The following is a 16813-nucleotide window of genomic DNA, read 5'->3' as shown; positions in this document are numbered from 1 at the left end:
GGAACAGATATTTGGTCAACAAGTCGCCGGTCAAAAAGTCGGAGGTGGAGCGTGGGGGACGACGCCGGTGCCGACCGGTTGCAGGCCCTGGGCATGCTCGCCTCCGCGCTGGCGGGCCGGGCCGTCGCGGTCGCCGGGCTGCCACCGGGTGAACCGGCGTGGACGGACGGCCAGACGATTCACGTCGACGCCGCCGCGGCCTCGCGACTCGAGGCGCTCAAGGCCCTCAAAGCCTTGGCCGTGCAGGCGTCGATGATCGCGGCCGGCAGCCTGGAACCCGACGTCGTCGGGCCGTTGGTCCGGCACCGCAGGCTGGCCAGGCGCTACCTGACGGTCGAGGGACACCGTGCCCTGGTCGCCAATGCGCCCTTGCTGCCAAGCATTTTGGCGTCGATGGGCGATCGGGACATTGCGGGTCGCAGCGACTCACCCCAGGCGTCACTCGAGATCGCGGCCTCCGGTGCCGCGCTCGACGACCCGGCGCCGGAGTTCGGCGTGATCCGCGCGGCCAAGGTGATCGCCGCGTGCGCCCGGACGGTCAAGCAAGACGAAGAGGCGACCGCGGCGCATGTCCCGCGGCGCGAGGGCGCGCGGGAACTCGAAGAACTCGACGACGGTGAGGTCGACGACTCCGACGATCCCGACGTGTTCACCAGCTTGGTCGGCGGCGGCGGCTTCATCGGCAAGTGGCTGAAGAAGATGCTGTCGTCAGCGCGCAAGACCGGCAGCGGCGGTGGACCGCCCGGCGCCGATGCCCCGACCCACCGCACCAACTCCGGGATCCGCGGCGCGCACGCCGTCTCGTCGCTGGCGTCAACCTCGGCCGAGGACATCGACGACGAGAAGGCCGCGGCGGACGGCGTGCGGTATCCGGAGTGGGATGTCGCCCGTAAGCACTACCGGCCGGCCTGGTGCACCGTGCGCGAAGTGGAGCCCGAGGTCAAGGTGTCGGCGACGCAGGCGATCGACGACGCCATCGGGGTGCGGCGGCCGCTGTCCCGGCTGGGGATGGGCCTGCACCGTCGTCACCGGCAGTCGCAGGGCGACGACATCGACATCGACGCGGCCGTCGAAGCCCGCGTCGAGGTGCGGGCCGGCTCGGTGCCCGACGAGGCGGTGTATCTGGACAGCCTGCGGCGCCGGCGCGACCTGTCCGTGCTGCTGCTTCTCGACGTGTCGGGGTCGGCGGCCGAGCCCGGAACAGTCGGGCGCACGGTGCACGAACAGCAGCGCGCGGCGGTCGCCAACCTGACCGTGGCGCTGCACGACCTCGGCGACCGGGTGGCGCTGTACGCGTACTACTCGCAGGGTCGCGCGGCGGTGACCATGGTGCCCGTCAAGCGGTTCGACGACCACCTCGACGCGCGCGTCATCAGGCGGCTGAACAGCCTGGAGCCCGGCGCGTACTCCCGTCTCGGTGCGGCCATCCGGCACGGCTCGTCGGTGCTGGAGGCGCGCGGCGGAACGTCGCGGCGGCTTTTGGTGGTGCTGTCCGACGGCCTGGCCTACGACCACGGGTACGAGCGTGCCTATGGCGCCGCGGACGCGCGCCGGGCGTTGACCGAAGCCCGCCGCCGGGGGACCGGTTGCGTGTGCCTGACCATCGGCGCGGGCACCGATGTGGGATCCCTGCGCCGGGTGTTCGGCAGCACCGCGCACGCGACGATCGCGCGTCCCGATCAGCTGTCGGGTGTGATCGGACCGCTGTTCCGGTCCGCGTTGCGCTCGGCGGAGGTGCGTCGGAGGGTGAGCGCTTGATCGCCCGCATTTCGTGCTGATCGCATGTCCCCGAATGCAGTTGGAGATCGCGCTGTGCACCCCCAACCCACGCGGCGATGCACTTGAAACAAACATCTGTTCCGGATAGGCTCCAATAAATTCGCAGAAGGGACGTCATGGCCAACGAGTCCGGGATAGCCAGCCGCAACGGCACGGCTCCCGACACCGGGGACCGGCCCTACTACCAGGCGGTCGGCGGCGAAGAGGCCATCTTCAAGGCCGCATACCGCCAGGGTTTGGCGCTCGTCCTGAAGGGGCCGACCGGGTGCGGCAAGACCCGCTTCGTCGAGGCGATGGCGCACGACCTGGGCCGGCCGCTGATCACCGTGTCCTGCCATGACGACCTCACCACCGCGGACCTGGTCGGGCGGTATCTGCTGCGGGGCGACGAGACGGTCTGGGTGGACGGTCCGCTGACCCGGGCGGTGCGCGAGGGCGCGATCTGCTACCTGGACGAGGTGGTGGAGGCCCGGCAGGACACCACCGTGGTGCTGCACCCGCTCGCCGACCACCGGCGGCAGCTGCCGATCGAGCGCCTCGGCGTCACGCTGGACGCCGCGCCCGGGTTCGGCCTGGTGGTGTCGTACAACCCCGGGTATCAGAGCGTGCTCAAGGATCTCAAGGATTCGACGCGTCAGCGCATGGTCGCCATCGAATTCGGTTTTCCCGCAGCCGATGTCGAACAGGGCATCGTTGCGCACGAGGCGGGCGTGGACGCGGAGACCGCGGCCGAGCTGGTGCGCTTCGGCCAGGCCATCCGCCGCCTGGAAACCGGCGGGCTGCGCGAGGTCGCGTCGACTCGAGTGCTGATCGCGGCCGGCCGGCTGGTCGCCGAGGGCCTGACCATGCAAGAGGCGGCCCGGGCGGCCATCGCCGGACCGCTCACCGACGACGTGGCGGTCGCCAGGGCCCTCAACGAAATGGTCGAGGTCTATCTGGGTGCGGGAGCGTAGATGATTGACGCTGCACACCGCCCCGGATACCGTCTCAGCTACGGTCTGAACAAATATTAGGTCAGTCATGGATCGTTGCGAGTGAGCGGGTCACCCGGGAGGTCAGATGTCCTACGAAAGCACTGCTGAGCCGATCAAGGTCGGCTACTTGATGGATTTCACCCTCCCGCCCGGCTTTCCCGAGGAGTTGTTCGCCTCCTTCACCCAGACGTTCGACCTGATCTTCGAAGAGGCGGTCGCCCAGGGCGTGATGGACCGTCCCGTGCAGATGATCTATCGCGAGGTGGAGGGTCTGCCCAAGGGCTCGGTCAAGGCGGTGATCGATGCGTACGGCGAATTGGTCGACGAGGGCTGCCTGGTTGTCTTCGGCCCGAACATCACCGACAACTGCGTGCCGTTGCGGGAAGCGATCGAGGAACGGTTCAAGGTGCCCGCGATCAGCGTGACCGGCACCGACGACTGGTTGGGCGAGTGGACGTTCGCCTTCCCCCAGGGATCGATGACCGACGAGCCGATCTTTCTGGCCGACCTCATCGCCAAACGCGAACTCGCCGAGATCGGTGTGCTGGTGGAGCAGAGTCTCATCGGTGAGAGCTACCTGAAGAACCTGCGAAGTGCGTGTCGGCGCAAGGGCATTCGCATCGTGGCGGAGGTTTCCATCGCCCAGACGGCCCAGGACATCAACGCCGCGGTCCAGACGCTACATGAGGCGAAGGCCGAAGCGATCGTGCACCTCGGATTCGGATTCGGGATCGTGTTCATCAATCCGGCGCTCGAGGCCCTCGGCTGGGACCCGCCCCGCTTCACTACCACCGCATGGCAGAACGCGTGGGTGAACCCGATCATGTGGAACGCGTTCATGGGCTGGACCGGTGTCGACCAGTACGACGAGGCGAACCGGATCGGCCAGGAATTCCTCGACAGCTATGCGAAGAAGTACAACGGCAGTCGCCCCGAGTTCTGCGTGACCGTGGTGAACCGCGACGTCGCCGCGACCCTGGTGCGCGCGTTCGCCGATGCCCACCCGTTGAGTCCGCGCGGCGTCAAGGAGGCGCTGGAGCGGGTGAAGATGATGCCCGCCGCCTCCGGCGCCCCAGGCACCCGGGTGTCGTTCGGGAAGTGGACGCGGCGGGCGTGGATGGGCGCCGGCTATCTGGTGGCGCGCACCCTCGATGCCGACGGCGTCAACTCGCATCTGGTCGATCGCTTCGGAGAGGAAGGCTGACTCGATGTCCACGGAACAAACCACACCGCCTGCCGCGCAGGAGGAACCGCCCGTCCCACAACGAAAAGGCAAGCGCGGCTGGGGCGGTTGGATCGCCGGCGCCGCGCTGGCCGCGTTCGCGCTGTTCTTCATCGCGAACTGCCGTGTGGCCCTTGACCCGCGCGTCGCCAACCCGAACGTGCAAGGCCGGCCCCGCCCGGTGAAGTTCATCTTCGGCCTGGACTACATCACCTTCCTGCACGTCGCCACCTGCGTCATGCTGCTCGTCCTGCTGGCGGTGTTCATCAGGGGATGGCGCCGCAACCCCGGCAGCCCGGTGATGCTGATGTTCCTGTGCACCACGCTGATCGTGTGGCAGGACCCGATCATGAACTGGTCGCCGTTCGCGGTGTACAACCCCGACCTCATCCACTGGCCGGAATCCTGGCCCTTGGTGTCTTTGTCGCCGACCGTCGAGCCGTTCGTCGTATTCGGTTACGTGATGTTCTATTTCGGGCCCTACTTCCCGGCGGTCTGGATCCTGCGCAAGCTGCAGGCCAAGTACGGGCCGACGGCCTTCGTGTCGCGCCACCCGCTGGTCAGCCTGGGCCTGCTGACCTGTGCGATCGGCTTCGTCTTCGACGCGTGGCTGGAGATCCAGCTCGTCCACATGGGCATGTACATCTACTCCCAGGTCATCCCCTGGGGGTCGGTGTTCACCGGCACCACATTCCAATTCCCGCTGATCTGGGAATCGTTCTCGGTGACCTTCGTGATGGTGCCGGCCGCGATCTTGTGCTACCGCGACGACACCGGTAAGTCGGTGGCGGAAAAGCTTGCCGCGAAAGCCAAGTTGTTCCCGACGCGTCCGGTGCTCGGCACCTTCCTGGTGATGTTCGCGATCATCAACGTGTCGTACTTCGCCTACGGCGCCTGGTTCTGGGTCATCAAGGTCAGTCATGCCGCCACTTCGGTGGCCTGCCCGTGGCCGTATCCGGAAGCCAAAGTCTATGATCCGCAGGGTTTTTACGAGAAGGCCGGTGCGCAGGGCCCCTACTCGGTCGGCATCTGGTCGACCTGGGCCAGCGGGGAGCCCAACGGCCGCCCCCATGTCGATGCCCCGCCGCCGGGTGAAGGCGCGTGTGCGACGGCGGGCAAGAATGGCTGAGCCGCGCACGGCCGTCATCACCGGCGCGTCCCGAGGACTGGGCTTCGCCTCGGCGGTGCGGCTGTACCGGGAGGGGTGGCGCGTGGTCGCGGCCATGCGCACGCCCGACCGCGGGATTCCGTTGCTGCGGGAGGCTATTCAGGGCGCAACGGGGACCGACCTCGACGACGACCGGTTGATCGGCGTCCAGCTCGACCTGACCGATACCGCGTCGATCGCCGCGGCGGCCAAGACAATCGAAGAGGCCGTGGGCGCACCGTACGCACTGGTGCACAACGCCGGGATCTCCGCCGCCGGAATGGTGGAGGAGACCGACATGGCGTTGTGGCAGCGCATGCTCGCCACCAGCGTGCTGGGCCCGGTCACGCTCACCCAGGCCCTACTGCCCTCGATGCGGGCGGCGGGCCAGGGGCGGATCGTTTTGGTGTCCAGCGCGGCCGGGGTGCGGGGCCAGCCCGCCACCGCGCCGTACTCGGCGGCCAAAGGAGCGCTGGAGCGGTGGGGCGAGTCGATGGCGTGCGAGATCGCGCCCTTCGGCCTCGGTGTCACCGTCCTGGTGGCCGGTACGTATGACACCGAGATCATCACCGACGCCGGCACCACCGATAACCGCAACTTCGGCGGCCCCTACGCCCGGCTGCACAACACGATGAACAGCCGCGGGCGCTTCGCGATGAAAATGGCTCGGCCCCCTGAGCGGTTCACCGACGGCCTGCTCAAGGCGATCGACGATCGGGGAGCGTTCCGCCGCCGCGGCATCGGCCCGGACGCCTCGATGCTGTTGGTGGCCAACAGGATCCTTCCGGCGTCGGGCATGCACCACATGTCCCGGATCGTGCTGGGCATACCCAGACAGGGGTCGATGCGCGACGGTGCATGGCCGTTGACGACAACGCAAAAGGCGATGGTGTTCGTCGCTCGTGTTCTTCCGCAGCCGGTGATGCAGCGCCTGGCCGCGGTGGCGGGGCGGTTCTCGTCGCCAAAGAATGAGGCACAGCAAGGGGATTGAGGGGCAATCATGGAACAACTTTTCGACGACCTGGACGACTTCGGCGCCTTCGACGACGCCATCTCCGGTGATGTGCGTGACCCGTATACCGAACTGGCGCGGATACGCCGCGAGGAACCGGTGCAGCGACTCGAGACGTCGGGCGCCCTGCCGCACGAGGAGGGGCTGCCGATGTTCATCGTGTATCGGCACGAGGACATCCAGCAGATGCTGCGCGACAACGAAACCTTCTCGTCGTCGGCCGTCATCGCCGCGTTCGGTCCGGTACTCGGCGAAGGCGTGATGCTCGGCATGGACGAGCCGATCCACGGGCGGCTGCGCTCCCTGGTGTCAAAGGCGTTCTCGCAGAAGTCATTAGCGCGCTGGCAGGATGAGTTGGTCGGTCGCGTGGCCAACGGCCTGATCGACAAGTTCGCGGCCAACGGCAAGGCGGATCTGGTGAAGGAGTTCACCTTCGACTATCCCAGCCAGATCATCGCGGGCCTCCTGGGTTTGCCGGAAGAGGACTACCCGCAGTTCCAGCGGTGGTCGATTTCGCTGCTGAGCTGGCTGATGAACCCGCAGCGCGGGTTAGCCGCCTCGGCCGCATTGTGCGAGTACTTCGCGCCGATCCTGCAGGCCCGGCGTGCCGAGCCGAAGGACGACCTGATCAGCGCGCTCGCCGCGGCCGAGATCGACGGGGAAAAGCTGGCGGACGAGGAGATCTTCTCGTTCCTTCGGCTGCTGCTGCCCGCCGGAGTAGAGACGACGTACCGGTCGCTGGGCAGCCTGCTGTTGGCGCTGCTGAAGGACCCGGAGCAATTGGACGCCATCCGCGCGGATCGTTCCCTGCTGCCGCAGGCCATCGAGGAGGGCGTCCGGTGGGAATCACCCCTGCTGACCATCACCCGGGTGGCGACCCGCGACACCGAACTCGGCGGCGTGGCGATCCCGGCCGGGGCGACGGTGATGCCGATGCTCGGTTCGGCGAACCGGCAAGAAGATCGCTACCCCGATCCGGACACGTTCGACATCCACCGGGAGGCCCGGGCCCACCTGGGCTGGGGACACGGCGTACACGTCTGCCTCGGCATGCACCTGGCGCGGCTCGAGATGCGCACCGCGATCAATCTCTTGCTCGACCGGCTGCCGAACCTGCGGCTGGATCCCGACGCGGACGACCCCCACATCCGCGGCCAGGTCTTCCGGTCACCGACGTCGGTGCCGGTGCTGTTCGACCCCCAATGACCAGGCCCGCAGAGGTTGGCGCTTGCCAATCGGCTAGTTTCCGATAAGGCTCTCCGTAGCCCCTCCGCGATTCAGAAGAGAGTGACAGATATGACTGAGGCTGTAAAGGTCCGCTTCGAGCCGAAGATGATGATCGACGGCAAGCTCGTCGACGGGCAGGCCGGCACCTTCACCAACATCAACCCCGCGACCGAGGAGTCGCTCGGCGAGGTCGCCGACGCCTCGAAGGAGGACATGCACCGGGCCATCGACGCCGCCCGGCGCGCCTTCGACGAGACCGACTGGTCGACCAACCGCGAGCTGCGCAAGCGCTGCCTGTTGCAGCTGCACGAGGCGATCGAGTCCGAGATCGACGAGCTGCGCGAGGAGCTGATCCTCGAGGTCGGCTCGCCCCGGGCCATCACCTTCGGACCGCAGCTGGATGCCCCACTGGAGGACGGTCTGAAGTACCCGGCGCGGCTGATCGACGAATACGCGTGGGAGACCGACCTGGGCGACAAGGTGATCAGCCTGACCGGCACGCTGACCACCCGCAAGGTTTGGCGAGAACCGGTCGGCGTCGTCGGCGCGATCGTGCCGTGGAACTTCCCGTTCGAGGTGACGATCAACAAGCTCGGCCAGGCGCTGGGCACCGGCAACACCGTCGTGCTCAAGCCGGCGCCGAACACCCCGTTCAACGCGACCCGGCTGGGCCGGCTCATCGCCGAGAAGACCGACATCCCAGCGGGTGTGGTCAACGTCGTCACCGCCTCGGACCACTTCGTGGGTGAGGAGCTGACGCTGTCACCGAAGGTCGACCTGATCTCGTTCACCGGCTCGACGGTGGTGGGCAAGCGGATCATGGAAAAGGGCGCCGCGACCATGAAGCGGTTGTTCCTGGAGCTCGGCGGCAAGTCGGCCACCATCGTCCTCGAGGACGCGGACTTCGGCACGGCATGCATGGTCGGCATCGCGCCGTGCATGCACGCCGGTCAGGGTTGCGCGAACCCGACCCGGCTGCTGCTGCCGCGGTCCCGCTACGACGAGGGCGTGGAGATTCTCAAGAACATCTACGAGAACGTGACATGCGCGGACCCGCAGGACCCGGGAACGCTGTGTGGGCCGGTGATCTCGCAACGACAGTTCGACCGCGTCACGGACTACATCAAGAAGGGCGTCGAAGAGGGCGCCACGGCGCTGGTCGGCGGCCCGGGTGCCGAAACCGGTTTCGACAAGGGCTATTACATCAGGCCAACGCTTTTCACCAACGTCGACAACAAGATGACCATCGCGCAGGAGGAGATCTTCGGCCCGGTGCTGTCGGTCATTCCGTTCGACGACGAGGAAGACGCGATCCGGATCGCCAACGACAGCGTGTACGGGTTGGCCGGCAACGTGTTTGCGGGCTCGCTGGAGCGTGCGCTGTCGGTGACCAGAAGGATCAGGGCCGGCTTCATGGGCGTCAACGGCGGCGCCCCGTACGGCGCCGACACACCGTTCGGAGGCTACAAGGAAAGCGGCGTCGGCCGGCAGAACGGTGTGGCCGGGTTCGACCAGTACACCGAGATCAAGTCGGTCGCGTACCCGGCCGTCTAGGAAGCATCCCTCGACGAGATTGCCGTCGGGGTCGCGGTTTTCGGGTTCGATCGCGACCGTGGCGGCAATCTCGGTTCAGCCGGGCGGCAGCGGCCGTTTGAGTGTGCAGACGATGCTCCACTCGAAATAGTGGCACCGCCCCGGTCGTATTCCTTGAAGCGATGGGCGACTTGGGTGCGTTGCACCGAGGATCCCACGATCTCCCAGCCCTGCTCGCCGTAGCTGCCCGTCAGGCGGTTCGCCTCTTCCAGGACCGTTTGCAACGACTCGTGGGTGTGCGAGATGAATGTGCTTTCCCATCGCTGGGGATACCACTTGCCGTCTGACGCCGGCCACCAACCGGGCCCGGCTGCGGAGTGCTCACATCCGGGCACGATGTGCGCCCTGGCCCCAGGTGAAATGAACTGCCGGTGACCGACGCTGTACGCACCGCCGAAGAACTGGCGTCGAACGCGCCGGTGGCGCGATGGGTCCGGGGTGCGGCCGGCAGTCGTGCCGCCGCCCCGCGGCCGCTCGGCTTGACCTAATATTTGTTCAGCTCTAGATTGGCAGGAGAGGTTGCGTCGCCCGGGTTGACGTGGTGGGGGCGGTTACCTGGATGCCTAGGAGTCCTGTTGAGCGAATTCGAATCGGTTGATTTCTTCACTGACGTGTCCCTGATCCCGGACCCGTACCCCTACTTCGACCATCTGCGCGCGCGTTGCCCGGTGCTGCCGCGACCCGACCAGGGTGTCACGGCGGTGACGGGACACTCCGAAGCGCTCGCCGTCTACAAAGATCCGGCGTTCTCGTCGTGCGTCTCGGTCGCCGGCCCGTTCTCGGGGTTGCCGTTCGAGCCCGAGGGTGACGACATCGGCAGCCTGATCGAACAGCATCGCTCGCAGATCCCGATGAGCGAACACATCGTGACTCAAGACCCGCCGGAGCATGCCCGGACGCGGGGCCTGCTCAGTCGCCTGCTAACACCCAAGCGGCTCAAGGAAAACGAAGACTTCATGTGGCGACTCGCCGATCAGCAGCTCGACGAGTTCGGATCCCGCGGGAGTTGTGAATTCCTCGACGAATACGCGCGGCCGTTTTCCGGACTGGTGATCGCCGACCTGCTGGGCGTTCCCATCGAGGATCACGAAGAATTCCGGGATGTGTTCTCGGGCAAGTTCTCCGGTGGGGTCGAGGACGACTCGATGACGCGCGCCCACAATCCGCTGGAATACCTCGACGAAAAGTTCACCACCCACATCACCGAGCGCCGCCGACAGCCACGCGAAGACGTGTTGACCGAGCTGGCCCAGGCCAAGTATCCCGACGGCTCGACTCCCGAAGTCACCGACGTGGTCCGGCTGGCGACATTCCTGTTCGCGGCCGGCCAGGAAACCACCACCAAGCTGCTCAGCTTCGGGGTCCGCACGCTCGCCGAGAATCCGGAGCTGCAGAAGCTGCTCCGGGAAGACCGCAGCCGGATACCGAATTTCGTCGAAGAGACGCTGCGCATGGAAAGCCCGGTCAAGTGCCACTTCCGGATGGCGCGCACGACGACCTCGATCGGTGACACCGAGATCCCGGCGGGAAGCACGGTGATGCTGCTGCCCGGTGCAAGCAACCGGGACGCACGAAAGTTCGAGCGGCCCGACGAGTTTCGCATCGACCGGCCGAACGTGCGCGAGCATGTCGCGTTCGGCCGCGGCAATCACTCCTGCCCGGGCGCACCGTTGGCCCGCGCGGAGGGGCGGATCTCGCTGAACCGCATACTCGACCGGATGGCCGACATCGCCATCACGGAGGCCGAGCACGGGCCGGCGGACGCGCGCCGCTACACCTACGACCCGACCTGGCAGATGCGGGGTCTGTCCGAGCTGCACCTCGAATTCACCCCGGTGTCGTGAGCGCGGGCGACATCGGCGCGTGGGACCCGGGGTTCACCGAGCGGTTCGTGAGCGCGGCGGAACCACTGGCACGGCGCTGGTTTCGCTTCGAAGTGCGGGGCCTCGAGGCATTGCCGCCCAACGGCGGTGCGCTGGCGGTCGGCAACCACTCGGGCGGCATGCTCACGCCCGACGTGCTGATCTTCGCCGCGGCCTTCTACCGCCGGTTCGGCTACGAGCGTCCGCTGTACACGCTCGGGCACGACGGGATGTTCGTCGGGCCGATGTCGGGATGGCTGGGCCGCCTCGGGGTCATTCGCGCCACCTCGAAGAACACCGCGCGGGCGTTGCGGTCCGGTGGCGTGGTGCTGGTGTTTCCCGGCGGGATTTACGACGCCTACCGACCGACGTTGGCGGAGAACGTCATTGACTTCAACGGCCGGACCGGATACATCAGGTCGGCGATCGAGGCGCGTGTGCCGATCGTGCCTGTCGTCTCCATCGGTGGACAGGAAAGCCAGCTGTTCCTCACCCGCGGCACCTGGCTGGCGAAGCGCCTGGGCCTGTCCCGGTGGCGGTCCGACATCCTGCCGATCACCGTGGGCTTTCCGTTCGGGCTCAGCATGATCATGCCGCCCAACCTGCCGTTGCCGACCAAGATCGTCAGCGAAGTCCTGGAACCGATCGATGTGCCCGCCCAATTCGGCGACACGCCCGGCGCCGCCGACGTCGACGCACACATCCGCGCGGTGATGCAGACCGCGCTGGACGGCCTGGCTCGCGAGCGGCGGTTTCCGGTTCTGGGCTAGGGCCAATTCGGCCGAACCCTGGTAACTAGACGAGTTCGGAAAGCGATATCACCCGCGCTAGCGCTTTCGTCGCCGGCGTGCATGTCATCGGGGGAGTGCCACGGCGGGCGGCATCGCGCTCCGCACCGTGGCGACGTCATCGGGAAAGCCTGCCGCCGTGTGGATTTCGCGGAATGCGCTGACCATGGCATCGGTGAGTTCGTGGGTGTCGCCGAGGGTGCGGTCGTCGGCGATCACCGATATGTTGAGCTGATCGACGTAGCTCCACACGGTGATGTTGATGCCACAAGCGGTGATCAGCGGGCCGGCCGAATAGATTTCGCTGACCGGGGCGCCGGCGAAACGGCCACGCTCACGCGGCCCCATCACGTTGGAAATCGGGATGTTGAACAGCCTGTTTCTGGTGTTCCGCCGGGCGAGCCAGCTGAACGCCAGGGGGGATGCGGCGCCCGGCAGGTAGCTGATCAATTTGCCGTACAGCTCGGGGCCGAACAGCTCGTTGTTCTCTTTGGCGATCGCGGTGCTCTTTGACGTCAGCCGCACCCGCTGCAGCGGATCGCCGATGTGCGTCGGCAGCGACACCGCCATGCCACCGAGCTCGTTGCCGCTGATCCGGTCTGGCGACCGGTCCGTGGTGGCCGGGACCGAAGCGACCAGGGGCTGGTCGGCGCTGCCGTCGTAGCGCAACAGCAGTTCGCGCAATGCGCCCGCGGCGATCGCCATCACCATGTCGTTGATGGTGATCTGCAGCTGCTTACCGGTCTGTTTGACCTGATCCAGCGACAGCGTCGCGGTGGCGAAAGTCCTTGCCGGAGAGACCATGTGGTTGATGAATGTCGGCGGTGCGTGCAGCATCCGGGCAAGATCCGGCTGCCTGCCGCGCTGGCGGGCGCGCCGCCGCAGCCGTCGCGCACCGGCGAGCGCCTCGGCTATCACCCCGGGCAGCGCGACGGCCTGCCGGGCGTGATCCGCGGCGGCAGCGCGCAGCAGCTGCGCCGTCGAGGGCGGAGCGCACGTCGTGTCATTGTCGCGGTCATCCTGCAGTGGGCCGGTCAAGTCCATGACCCTGGCCAGCAGGTTCGCCGAGGCGACGCCGTCGGCCAAGGCGTGGTGCACCTTGCCGATGATCGCGACTTTGTGATCGGCCAAGCCTTCGGCGAAGTGGAATTCCCACAAAGGACGGTCGCGATCCAGCGGAATGCTGGCAATCTGCCCGATCACTTCGTCGAGCTCTCGGCGCCCGCCCGGAGCGGGCACCTGAACACGCCGCAGATGGTAGTCGAGGTCAACTTCGCAGTTCTGTAGCCACATCGGATGATGCAATTGCCATGGGATGTCGATCAGCTTGTAGCGCAACGGATCCAGCCGATGCAGCCGCCGGCGTAGCGTGTGCCGAAAAAGGTCGAAGTCAAGCTCGCCGTCGAAGTCGGCCGTGTCGACGATTGCCACCTTCAAGGTGTGCGTGTGCAGGTTCGGCGTCTCGCTGTACAACAGCATCGCGTCCATACCGTTGAGCCGCTTCACTCGACCATTATTGCCCTGCGTCGCGAGCGAGGAGAACAAAATTCTGGTTCGTCGGCGGTGCTGAACGCCGGCGGTCGGGCCCAGAACCACCCCGGGCTCGGCCCGCCCAACCCCTTGGTTGACAATCGACGCAAGACTCCACTCGTTTCGAAGTCCACGTGTCAAAGGAGACAAGACCATGGCTGAAGCCGTCATCGTCGAGGCAGTGCGTTCACCGATCGGCAAGCGCAACGGCGGATTGTCCGGGGTGCATCCCGCGGATCTGTCCGCGCAGGTGCTCAACGGCCTGGTCGATAAGGCGGGCGTCGACCCGGGCCTGGTCGACGACGTCATCTGGGGCTGCGTCATGCAGGCCGGCGAGCAGGCCCTCGACATCGGCCGCACCGCACTGCTGACCGCCGGCTGGCCCGAAACCGTCCCGGGCGTGACCGTGGACCGCCAGTGCGGCTCGAGCCAGCAGTCCATCCACTTCGCGGCCGCCGGCGTCATCGCCGGGCACTACGACGTCGTCGTCGCCGGGGGAGTCGAGTCCATGTCGCGGACACCGATGGGCGCATCGCTGGCCAACGGCGGGCGCCCGTACCCCCAGGCCTTCCTGGACCGCTACGAAGGCCAGATCCCCAACCAGGGCATCGGCGCCGAGATGATCGCGCAGCAGTGGGGGCTGGACCGCACCACGCTCGACCAGTTCTCCCTCGACTCGCACGAAAAGGCCGCTGCGGCACAGGATTCCGGCGCCTTCGATGACCAGATCGTGGGCATCAAGGATCAGGACGGCAACGTGGTGCTCAAGGACGAAGGCATCCGCCGCGGCACGCCGATGGAGAAGATGGCCTCGCTGAAGCCGGCGTTCAGGGAAGACGGCGTGATTCACGCCGGCAACTCGTCGCAGATCTCCGACGGCTCGGCGGCGATCCTGTTCATGTCCGCCGAGAAGGCCAAGGAGCTGGGGCTCAAGCCGATCGCCAAGGTGCACACCGCGACGCTGGCCGGGGCCGACCCGGTGATCATGCTGACCGCGCCCATCCCGGCGACGCAGAAGGTGCTGAAGCGCTCCGGCCTGTCCATCGGCGACATCGGCGCCTACGAGGTCAACGAGGCCTTCGCGCCGGTTCCGCTGGCCTGGCTCAAGGACATCGGTGCCGACGAGACGAAGCTCAACCCCAACGGTGGCGCCATCGCGCTGGGCCACCCGCTCGGCGGATCCGGTGCCCGGATCATGACCACCCTGCTGTACCACATGCGGGACAAGGGAATTCAGTACGGCCTGCAGACCATGTGTGAGGGCGGCGGCCAGGCCAACGCCACCATCGTGGAACTGTTGTGACGGAAGCGCCGGGGGCCCTGGCCGAGCGCCGGGGCAACGTGATGGTGATAACCATCAACCGGCCGGAAGCCCGCAACGCGGTGAACGCCGCCGTCAGCATCGGACTCGGGGATGCCCTCGAAGAGGCGCAGCACGACCCCGAGGTGCGGGCGGTGGTGGTCACCGGCGCGGGCGACAAGTCGTTCTGCGCCGGAGCCGACCTCAAGGCGATCGCGCGGCGGGAGAATATCTATCACCCCGACCACCCCGAATGGGGCTTCGCCGGGTACGTCCACCACTTCATCGACAAGCCCACCATCGCGGCCGTCAACGGGACCGCGTTCGGCGGGGGCACCGAGCTGGCGCTGGCCAGCGACCTGGTGGTAGCCGACGAACGAGCCCAGTTCGGCCTCCCCGAAGTCAAACGCGGGCTGATCGCCGCCGCCGGCGGCGTGTTCCGCATCGCCGAGCAACTGCCCCGCAAGGTGGCGATGCAGCTGCTGTTGACCGGCGAACCGCTGACCGCGGCCGCCGCCTGCGAATGGGGTCTGATCAACGACGTCGTCGCGCAGGGCTCGGTGCTGGACGCCGCACTGGCGCTGGCCGAGCGGATCACCGTCAACGCCCCGCTGTCGGTGCAGGCCAGCAAGCGGGTCGCCTACGGTGTCGACGACGGCGTCGTCGTCGGTGACGAACCGGGCTGGGAGCGCACCATGCGCGAGATGAAGACCCTGATCAGGTCCGAAGACGCCAAAGAGGGACCGCTGGCGTTCGCCGAGAAACGAGAGCCGGTCTGGAAGGCGCGATAACCCGCCACCATCGGGACTAGCCCGCCAGGATGTTGACGCCCCGGTCGAACACCGCGGGGAGCAGCATGCACGTCGGCACGACCGCGCGCCGCACCGCCTGCGGCTTGCTGGCGAGCACCAGCCCGCGGGTGAGCAGCCGGTAATTGCGGGTGATGCGGTGCCACGCCTTCTCGTAGGACGCCGGCGTCTCGTTGACGATCGCATCGACCGCCGCGGCGGCCTGCTTGAGCGCCAGGCTGATGCCCTCACCGGTGAGCGCGTCCTCGTAACCGGCCGCGTCCCCGACCAGCAGCACGCGCCCCGCGACCCGGCGGGAGACCACCTGGCGCAAGGGGCCGCAGCCGCGGGGTTGTCCGGGGCTTGCGCCGTGCAGCCGGCGGGCCAGCCGCGGGAACCAGGCCAGGTCGGGCCGGCCGCCCGACAGGATCGCCACCCCGACCAGATCGGGCTCGACCGGCGTCACGTATGCCTCAGCCCAGCGCGACCAATGCACCTCGACGAATTCCGACCAGGCCGGCACCCGATAGTGCCAACGCACGCCGTAGCGCCGCGGTGTCCCCGCTCTCGCCGTGATCCCGACCGCCCGCCGAACCTGGGAATGCAGTCCGTCGGCCGCCACCAACCATTTCGCGCGCACACCGGCGGCCGAGACGCCGTGGGCGTCCTGCGCCACAGTTGTCACCCGCGTGCGGATCCAGTCGGTGTCCTGCTCTTTGGCCCGCGCGGCCAGCGCCGCGTGCAACGTCGTGCGGCGCACGCCGCGCCCCGGCCCGTTGCGAAAGCGCGCCTGCGCCCGTCGTCGTTCGCTCACATACGCGATGCCTTGAAACGGCATGCCGACCGGGTCCACGCCCAGCGAGGTCAGTTCGGCCAGTCCACCGGGCATCAACCCCTCGCCACACGCCTTGTCGATGGGGGTGTCCCGCGGCTCGGCCACGATCACCGAAAGGCCAAGGCGTCGAGCGTGTAACGCCGTGGCCAGCCCGCCCGGGCCGCCACCGACGATCAACAGATCCGCGTCGTAGGACATGAGCGCCGCTCCTCCTCATCGCTTCGCTCTGCATCGTCGCCAGCGCGGTCGGTCACGTGTAACCCAACGCGGAGTTCTCCACCCGCAGACGCACCCGCAGCAACGCGGCGTTGGCCAGCGTGAAGACGGCCGCGGTCAGCCACGCCGTGTGCACCAACGGCAATGCCACCCCCTCAGCCACCACTGCAACATAGTTCGGATGGTGCAGCCAGCGGTAGGGACCCTGACGCACCAGCGGCGCCTGCGGCAGAACGATCACCCGGGTGTTCCACCGCCGGCCCAGCGTCGTGATGCACCACCAGCGCAACGCCTGGCTGGCCACCACCACCGCCAGCATCGGCCAGCCCAGCCATGCGATGAACGGCCGGTGCAGCGCCCACGGTTCGACGAGGCAGCCGAGCAGCAACGCGCTGTGAATGGCCACCATCACCGGATAATGCGATCGGCCAAACTCCTTGGCGCCCTGGGCAAACGACCAGCGCGCGTTGCGGGTGGACACCACCAGCTCCGCGACGCGCTCGAGTGCGACCACCAGCACCAGCAGGTAATACATGGCTA

Annotated in this window: 14 protein-coding genes; 11 read left to right on the top strand and 3 right to left on the bottom strand. The window is 67.4% G+C overall.

All coding sequences use genetic code 11. The features are described from left to right. Positions 1-51: 51 nt before the first annotated feature. The 9 genes from A5688_RS12420 to A5688_RS12380 all read left to right on the top strand — a co-directional run bounded on the left by A5688_RS12420 (position 52) and on the right by A5688_RS12380 (position 11586). A complete protein-coding gene (locus A5688_RS12420; protein ID WP_067908788.1) occupies positions 52-1758 on the top strand; it encodes a nitric oxide reductase activation protein NorD in 1707 nt (568 codons plus the stop codon). A 137-nt stretch (positions 1759-1895) separates the two neighbouring features. Next, entirely contained in the window at positions 1896-2732 is an 837-nt protein-coding gene (locus A5688_RS12415) for a CbbQ/NirQ/NorQ/GpvN family protein (protein ID WP_067835658.1), read from the top strand. Between the two features lie 106 nt (positions 2733-2838). Continuing rightward, entirely contained in the window at positions 2839-3957 is a 1119-nt protein-coding gene (locus A5688_RS12410) for an ABC transporter substrate-binding protein (protein ID WP_067835660.1), read from the top strand. 4 nt (positions 3958-3961) lie between these two features. Further along, positions 3962-5104: a spirocyclase AveC family protein gene (locus tag A5688_RS12405; RefSeq protein ID WP_067835661.1), complete on the top strand. Its 1143-nt coding sequence runs from the start codon at positions 3962-3964 to the stop codon at positions 5102-5104. Continuing rightward, entirely contained in the window at positions 5097-6113 is a 1017-nt protein-coding gene (locus A5688_RS12400; RefSeq protein ID WP_067835662.1) for an SDR family oxidoreductase, read from the top strand. Before A5688_RS12405 ends, A5688_RS12400 begins: the two co-directional genes overlap by 8 nt. Positions 6114-6122: 9 nt before the next feature. After that, on the top strand, positions 6123-7340 hold the full coding sequence (locus A5688_RS12395; protein ID WP_067835666.1) for a cytochrome P450: 1218 nt from the start codon (positions 6123-6125) through the stop codon (positions 7338-7340). Between the two features lie 90 nt (positions 7341-7430). Then, positions 7431-8915, top strand: a complete 1485-nt coding sequence (locus A5688_RS12390; RefSeq protein WP_067908785.1) for an aldehyde dehydrogenase family protein — start codon at positions 7431-7433, stop codon at positions 8913-8915. A 614-nt stretch (positions 8916-9529) separates the two neighbouring features. Continuing rightward, positions 9530-10798, top strand: a complete 1269-nt coding sequence (locus A5688_RS12385) for a cytochrome P450 (protein WP_067908783.1) — start codon at positions 9530-9532, stop codon at positions 10796-10798. Next, positions 10795-11586 carry a lysophospholipid acyltransferase family protein gene (locus A5688_RS12380; RefSeq protein WP_082955026.1) on the top strand — a complete coding sequence of 264 codons (792 nt, stop codon included), beginning with the start codon at positions 10795-10797 and terminating at the stop codon, positions 11584-11586. Before A5688_RS12385 ends, A5688_RS12380 begins: the two co-directional genes overlap by 4 nt. Before the next feature lie 84 nt (positions 11587-11670). On the opposite strand, the gene A5688_RS12375 is transcribed toward A5688_RS12380, so the two are convergent. Then, complete coding sequence (locus tag A5688_RS12375; RefSeq protein ID WP_067908781.1) at positions 11671-13110, bottom strand: WS/DGAT/MGAT family O-acyltransferase; 1440 nt, start codon at positions 13108-13110, stop codon at positions 11671-11673. Between the two features lie 178 nt (positions 13111-13288). On the opposite strand from A5688_RS12375, the gene A5688_RS12370 reads away from it, so the two are divergent. After that, entirely contained in the window at positions 13289-14437 is a 1149-nt protein-coding gene (locus A5688_RS12370; RefSeq protein ID WP_067835672.1) for a thiolase family protein, read from the top strand. After that, a complete protein-coding gene (locus tag A5688_RS12365) occupies positions 14434-15225 on the top strand; it encodes a crotonase/enoyl-CoA hydratase family protein (RefSeq protein WP_067908777.1) in 792 nt (263 codons plus the stop codon). Before A5688_RS12370 ends, A5688_RS12365 begins: the two co-directional genes overlap by 4 nt. A gap of 16 nt (positions 15226-15241) precedes the next feature. On the opposite strand, the gene A5688_RS12360 is transcribed toward A5688_RS12365, so the two are convergent. Next, positions 15242-16255, bottom strand: coding sequence for an NAD(P)/FAD-dependent oxidoreductase (locus A5688_RS12360; protein WP_067908774.1), 1014 nt, complete (start codon positions 16253-16255; stop codon positions 15242-15244). A gap of 52 nt (positions 16256-16307) precedes the next feature. Continuing rightward, entirely contained in the window at positions 16308-16808 is a 501-nt protein-coding gene (locus tag A5688_RS12355; protein WP_067908771.1) for an isoprenylcysteine carboxyl methyltransferase family protein, read from the bottom strand. Positions 16809-16813 lie beyond the last annotated feature (5 nt).

This window comes from Mycobacterium mantenii, from assembly GCF_001667865.1.
GTDB classification, from domain to species: Bacteria; Actinomycetota; Actinomycetes; order Mycobacteriales; family Mycobacteriaceae; genus Mycobacterium; species Mycobacterium mantenii_A.
This window is presented reverse-complemented; position numbering and strand designations above follow the sequence as displayed.

Excerpts from the sequence above, each read along its gene's own strand:
- A5688_RS12400 (WP_067835662.1), top strand. The coding sequence starts at position 5,097 with ATGGCTGAGCCGCGCACGGCCGTCATCACCGGCGCGTCCCGAGGACTG.
- A5688_RS12390 (WP_067908785.1), top strand. The coding sequence starts at position 7,431 with ATGACTGAGGCTGTAAAGGTCCGCTTCGAGCCGAAGATGATGATCGAC.
- A5688_RS12405 (WP_067835661.1), top strand. The coding sequence starts at position 3,962 with ATGTCCACGGAACAAACCACACCGCCTGCCGCGCAGGAGGAACCGCCC.
- A5688_RS12395 (WP_067835666.1), top strand. The coding sequence starts at position 6,123 with ATGGAACAACTTTTCGACGACCTGGACGACTTCGGCGCCTTCGACGAC.
- A5688_RS12415 (WP_067835658.1), top strand. The coding sequence starts at position 1,896 with ATGGCCAACGAGTCCGGGATAGCCAGCCGCAACGGCACGGCTCCCGAC.
- A5688_RS12370 (WP_067835672.1), top strand. The coding sequence starts at position 13,289 with ATGGCTGAAGCCGTCATCGTCGAGGCAGTGCGTTCACCGATCGGCAAG.
- A5688_RS12355 (WP_067908771.1), bottom strand. The coding sequence starts at position 16,808 with ATGTATTACCTGCTGGTGCTGGTGGTCGCACTCGAGCGCGTCGCGGAG.
- A5688_RS12360 (WP_067908774.1), bottom strand. The coding sequence starts at position 16,255 with ATGTCCTACGACGCGGATCTGTTGATCGTCGGTGGCGGCCCGGGCGGG.
- A5688_RS12410 (WP_067835660.1), top strand. The coding sequence starts at position 2,839 with ATGTCCTACGAAAGCACTGCTGAGCCGATCAAGGTCGGCTACTTGATG.